The following is a 6,139-nucleotide window of genomic DNA, read 5'->3' on the forward strand; positions in this document are numbered from 1 at the left end:
TCAGCGCTTGCTGGCGGGCAGGTTGATGGTGATCTTGTCGAGCAGGCCGCCTTCGAGGCCCCACTTCGTCATGATCTTCCGATAGCTGCCATCGGCCAGCATCTCGTCGAGCGCCACCTTGACGGCATCCCGCAGGCCCGCCTCCTTTTTGCTGAATCCCCAGGAGGTGATGTAGGGCGTCATGATGTAGTTGCCGCCCACGATGCCGTACTTGCCCGGAAACTGGCTGCCGAGATAGGCCAGCGCCGGCAGGTCGCCGAGATAGGCATCGACACGCTTGAGATCGAGCTGCATGCGCGCGTCCGGGGCGGACGGCAATTGTTCGGCCCGGATCGCCGGCTTGCCCGCGGCGGTGCAGGCTGCGGATGCCGCCTCGACCTTCTCCATGATCACGCGCGAGCCGAGCAGCGTCGCGACGGACTTGCCGCAGAAATCGTCGATCGTCTTGTATTGCGAGGCCGTGGCCGCGAGCGCCAGCATCGCGCCACCCGAGCGCATGTAATTGACGAAATCGAGCGTTTTCTCGCGCTCTTCCGTATCGGAGATGCCGCCGGAGGCGACGGCGAAGCGATTGGCCTCGATCCCGGGGATGAGCGCGGAATACTCGGCCTGGACATATTCGAGCTTGAGCTTCAGCCGCTTGGCGACCTCTTCAAGCAGATCGGCCGAGGCGCCGGTCACCATCTGCTTGCCGGGCTCGCGGAATTCGACCGGCGGAAAGGTTTGCTGCGATCCGACGGTCAGAACGCCCTTGGCTTTGACCGCCGCCGGCACGAGCGCCTCCGCCGTCTGCGCGGAGGCATTCCCACTGCCCAAGGAGAGGGCGACGGAAAGAACAAGCATCGAAATTCCTGCAACTGCCTTCATGGCCCCCTCCTTGTTATGAATGCTCGATAGCGAATCTTCAGCGTGAATCGGCGCCTTTGCCGGGAATGGCAGACGGATTCGGCCGGTCGGCGCGCGGGCAGGGCGCCGCGGCCTCGTAGGTCGCCAGAACCTTGTCGATATAGTCCTGCGGGAAGCCGAAATGCTTCATGCCGGTGGGGATATGGTGCCAGTAGAAGTTCGGCGGGCGCATCGCGACGCCCGGACGGATCAGGCGATAGGTCCAGCAATCGTACATCTTCCCATCGTCGCCGTAGACGGTGACGCAGCAGCGTTCGAAATCGTCGTAATCCTCGGTGAAGCGCTCGGGCGAGAGCTCGAAGACCACGCCGAGGCACTTGTTGCCGGCGGCTTCTGCCGTGTTGAGGAAATGGCACCAGCCGCGATCGGCCCGGTCGGCCGCCGCATGGAAGCGGATGGCATGATTGGCGGCATAACCCTTGGCGACGACCTTCGCATCGGGTTCGTACCGCTTCATCTCCACCGGATCGAGCCAGGTGCAATAGGCGAAATAGTACATCGACAACCTCCATAAGCGGCGGAAGCGGCCGCTCTCGGCCTCTTCATATATTTTTTCGTATATTAAGAAAAATGCGCCGTCAACTGCCGAGCGCGGAGACGTTGCACTTCGCTGAAATGCGATGAGATGCGTTGCGCGGGCGCCCGCACGCCGACTGAATCGTCAGGGACTTATGTGTGATCGCGACCGGATTGGGAGCGATCCCGATGCTCGCGGCGATCTCCCGCCGGGAGAACCCGATCGCATGGCGCCGCGGGCACTCCCGACCTGCGATCGATCGGGCAAGCAGCCTTCAAGGCGCTCGGTGCGGACCCACCAAGAATACGAGGCACTTACCGGAAAAGACTGAGATACAATCTGCGAAGGAGCGAGGTTTTGATGGGCAGGCGTTCGGCCCCAAACCGGGCGCTACTCGGATATGTGGGATAGGCTTCGCGGCCCCGCAGCTTCGGCGCGCCGATAAATGCGGCATGGATCGCCGTCTCCCACAAAATTGGTCCGTAAGCATCTATTGACACAGGCTGCCCGTGGGCAGATGCAGCGCCCATGATGACACGTCAATCGCGCAACGTTTCCCTGACGCCCGAGCTCGAGGCCTTCATATCCGAACGGCTCGGTTCTGGAGACTATGCCAATGCGAGCGAAGTCGTTCGCGCGGCCTTGAGGGCCCTGCGCGATCAGCCGCGCACCTGGACGGCACAGGAGCGCTCGGCATGGCCGGTGGCCGGCGGAGAATGCGGCGCATTGATCCGCAATCGGGACTGGGCGACGACCAGCCTCGGCGCAGTCGACACCTGGCCCGTCGAAATGCGCGCGACGATCGCCAATATCGTGAACTCCCCTGTGGCCAAGGTGCTGATGTGGGGACCCGACCACATCATGCTCTACAACGATGCCTACAGGGCCATCGCCGGCGAGCGGCATCCGGCTGCCTTGGGCAGCCCGGTCGCGACCGCCTTTCCGGATGTCTGGGATTGGAATCGACCGATTCTCGAAGCCGGTCTGCGTGGCGAGACCATCTCCTATCGCGACCAGCCCATCGCATTTGAGCGGCCCGACGGGCCGACGACGCTTTATCTCGATCTGTTCTACACCCCGGTCTACGAGGCGGGCGGCCATGTCGGCGGCGTCATGTGCACGATCGTCGACAACAGCGCGCGGGTCGAAGCGGAACGTCGCGTCGCCGTCAGCGAGACCGAACTGCTCAGGGTCACCGACGCCCTGCCGATGCTGGTCTCCTATGTCGACCGGGAGCATGTCTACCGCTTCGCCAATATCGCCTATGAGACCTGGTTCGGCGTTGCTCCCGCAAGCATGATCGGCCGCCCCGTCAGGGATGTCATCGGCGATGCGGCCTATCAGGACCGCCGCGCCGATATCGACCGAGGCCTCGCCGGCGAGCGCTTCACCGCCGAAACGACCATGCCGCATCGCGACGGCATCGCGCGCCGACTCGAGGTTCGCTATGTGCCGCGCACGGAGCCGGACGGGTCGATTCCCGGTGTCTATATCCTGGGCATCGATGTGCAGGAGCGCGCTATGCGCGAGACTGCGCTGGCCCGCAGCAACAGCCGGTTTCGCACTGCGATGGACGCCGTGCATGGGGTGTTGTGGACCAACAGCCCCGACGGCCGGATGGAAGGCGAGCAGCCGGGCTGGGCCGCCCTGACCGGGCAAACCCACGACGAGTACCAGGGTTTCGGCTGGGCCGATGCCGTCCACCCCGATGATAAATCCGCATCGGTCGAGACCTGGAACGCGGCGGTCGCGTCAAAGAGCATGTTCGTCCACGAGCATCGCGTGCGCCATTGCAACGGCAGCTGGCGCACCTTCGCGATCCGGGCCTTGCCGGTGCTCGACCCGGACGGGGAGATCGTCGAATGGGTCGGCGTGCACACCGACATCACGCATCAGCGCGCCGCCGAAGCCGCCCTTCGCGCACAGGCCGAGGACCTTGCCCGGCAGGTCCGGCATCGCGAGCGGGCCGAGGCGCAACTGCGGCAGCTCAACGATACACTCGAGGCTCGCGTCATCGCCGAAATCGACGAGCGGCGCCTGGCCGAAGCCAAGCTCGCGCAAGCTCAGAAGATGGAGACGGTGGGCAAGCTGACGGGCGGCGTCGCGCACGACTTCAACAATCTGCTTCAGGTCGTGGCGGGCAATCTGCAGCTTCTGGCCAAGGACATCGCCGGCAACGAGCGCGCCGAGCGACGCGTCACCAACGCGATGGCTGGCGTCTCCCGCGGGTCGAAGCTCGCCTCGCAGCTTCTCGCCTTCGGCCGCCGCCAGGCGCTCGAACCCAAGGTCGTCAATGTCAGCCGCTTCGTTCGCGGCATGGACGATATGCTGCGCCGCGCGCTCGGCGAGGCGATCGAGATCGAGACGGTGGTCGGCGGCGGCTTGTGGAACACGTTCATCGACCCCGCCCAGATCGAGAACGCCTTGCTCAATCTCGCGATCAATGCCCGTGACGCGATGGAGGGCCAGGGCAAGCTCACCATCGAACTCTCCAACACCATGCTGGACGATGCCTATGTCCGCGCCCATGACGAGGTCACGGCAGGGCAATATGTCATGCTCGCCGTCACCGACACGGGCAGCGGCATGGCGCCCGACATCATCGACAAGGTGTTCGAGCCGTTCTTCTCGACAAAGGGCGAGGGCAAGGGCTCGGGTTTGGGCCTCTCGATGGTCTATGGCTTCGTCAAGCAGTCGGGCGGCCATGTGAAGATCTATTCCGAGGTCGGGCACGGCACCACGATCAAGCTCTATCTGCCCCGCGCGCTGGAGAGCGAGGATGTCGAGGTCGCGGTCGATACCGGCCCCGTCGCGGGCGGGACCGAGACCGTGCTGGTGGTCGAGGACGACGAGGCGGTTCGCGCGACGGTCGTCGAGCTGCTGGCCGATCTCGGCTACCGCGTGCTCAAGGCCGTCGATGCCGCAAGCGCGCTGAACGTGATCGAGAGCGGCGTTCCGATCGACATGCTCTTCACGGATGTCGTGATGCCCGGCCCGTTGAAGAGCCCGGAGCTGGCCCGCAAGGCGCGCGAGCGCCTTCCGAACATCGCGGTGCTGTTCACCTCGGGCTATACCGAGAACTCCATCGTCCATGGCGGCAAGCTGGATGCGGGCGTCGAGCTGCTCTCGAAGCCCTACACGCGGGAAGCGCTGGCGCGAAAGTTCAGGCACGTCCTGACAAACCAGCAGCAACGGAACGCCAACGCGGCGCAACGCAGGGAGCCGGAGATCGCCGCCGTGCCGGCGCCGCCGGCCGCCGCCAATGCGCGGCGCACCGTGCTCCTGGTCGAGGACGATGCGCTGATCCGCATGAACACGGCCGAGATCATCGAGGAGGCAGGCTTCGTCGTCGTCGATGCCGGAAGCGCCGAAGAGGCGATGGCCGCGCTGCAGACGGCTCCCGTCGACATCCTGGTGACCGACATCAATCTTCCGGGAGCATCGGGGACCGAGCTTGCCGCTCGTGCACGGGAGCTTCGGCCGCAGGTCGTGGTCGTGTTCGCGACCGGCGACGCGTCCACCGTCGCGAAGGACGAGCGCGCGTCGATCCTCGTCAAGCCTTACGGCGAACACAGCCTGCTGGAGGTTCTCGGCGCGAGCGCGCCCGCGAGCCAGCCGAGATCCCTCAGCAATTCCGACACCGACACACTATGAGGCCATCCCGGCGAAGCCATCCGGACATGGTCGCCGGGGTCCCATCCCGCTGTCGCTTCACGCGGCCGTTTCCAGCTCTCCGGCTTTGACGAAACGAGGAGAGTGATGGAGCAAGCCGCAGTCATCGTGGGGGCGACGGGCGGCATCGGCTCGGCCCTGGTGGATGCTATCGCCGCATCCGGCAAATTCTCCGCCGTGCATGCGATGTCCCGGATTCCCTATCGGGGCACCGAGAATATCTCCGCACACGTGGCCGACATTACCGACGAGGAGAGCGTTCAGCGGGTTGCCGGTGTGATCGCCGCGGGCCCACCCGTCGGCTTTGTGATCGTCGCCAGCGGCATGCTCCATGGCGCCGGCGTGACGCCCGAAAAGTCGTTGAGGGCGATCGATCCGACGGTGCTCGCCACGCTGTTCGCCGTCAACGCCATCGGTCCGGCCATAATCGCCAAATATTTCGCACCGCTACTGCCAAAGCAGGGCCGCTCGGTCTTTGCCGCGCTCTCGGCGCGGGTCGGATCGATCGAGGACAATCGCCTGGGCGGATGGTACGCATACCGGGCCTCCAAGGCCGCGCTCAATCAGCTGATCCGCACCCTCGCGATCGAGCTGAAACGGACACGGCCAGAGGCCATCGCGCTGGCCCTGCATCCCGGCACTGTCATCACAGGACTATCGAAGCCCTATCGCGGCGAAGCGGGCACGCCCGGGACCTTCCGGCCGCACGAGGCGGCAGCCCATCTTCTTGCTGTCATCGACGCTGCCATTCCTGAACAATCCGGACATCTGCTCGCCTGGGACGGGTCTCGCATTCCGTTCTGAAATCCTGCTGAGATTGCCCGTGCTGCGCCACAACCAGACATTGGCTCAACGCCGACAAGCGGACACCAGCCAATTGGCCGATGAGTTCAACGAGGCAACCCGGTGGCGGATCTCCGTGGCTTCGGTCCAGCGCGAGATCGACGGCATATGATCGCGATCGAGGACGGGCTCTATCAGCCTTCGATGGGGCAGTGTCTTGGCCGATCTTGATGGCGAGGGGCGGGTGCTGACTGCCCAGCT

5 protein-coding genes are annotated in these 6,139 nt (G+C 64.8%); 3 read left to right on the plus strand and 2 right to left on the minus strand.

Features of this window, described 5'->3' with window-relative positions:
• The gene (locus tag JHD80_RS07925; RefSeq protein ID WP_248311438.1) at positions 1–843 is read right to left on the minus strand and encodes an ABC transporter substrate-binding protein; all 843 of its coding nucleotides are present in this window, start codon (positions 841–843) and stop codon (positions 1–3) included.
• A 61-nt stretch (positions 844–904) separates the two neighbouring features.
• Positions 905–1,405, minus strand: a complete 501-nt coding sequence (locus JHD80_RS07930) for a gamma-glutamylcyclotransferase family protein (RefSeq protein WP_199085836.1) — start codon at positions 1,403–1,405, stop codon at positions 905–907.
• 546 nt (positions 1,406–1,951) lie between these two features.
• Here JHD80_RS07930 and JHD80_RS07935 point away from each other — a divergent pair.
• The 3 genes from JHD80_RS07935 (at position 1,952) to JHD80_RS29090 (ending at position 6,050) form a co-directional block, all read left to right on the plus strand.
• Positions 1,952–5,077 carry a type II toxin-antitoxin system ParD family antitoxin gene (locus JHD80_RS07935; protein WP_199085837.1) on the plus strand — a complete coding sequence of 1,042 codons (3,126 nt, stop codon included), beginning with the start codon at positions 1,952–1,954 and terminating at the stop codon, positions 5,075–5,077.
• Positions 5,078–5,182: 105 nt separating this feature from the next.
• Entirely contained in the window at positions 5,183–5,899 is a 717-nt protein-coding gene (locus JHD80_RS07940) for an SDR family NAD(P)-dependent oxidoreductase (RefSeq protein ID WP_199085838.1), read from the plus strand.
• A 19-nt stretch (positions 5,900–5,918) separates the two neighbouring features.
• Positions 5,919–6,050: a hypothetical protein gene (locus JHD80_RS29090; protein WP_282568369.1), complete on the plus strand. Its 132-nt coding sequence runs from the start codon at positions 5,919–5,921 to the stop codon at positions 6,048–6,050.
• The last annotated feature ends 89 nt before the right edge of the window (positions 6,051–6,139 follow it).

The sequence above is a fragment of the Allobosea sp. ASV33 genome (assembly GCF_016428755.1).
Classification (GTDB): Bacteria; Pseudomonadota; Alphaproteobacteria; order Rhizobiales; family Beijerinckiaceae; genus Allobosea.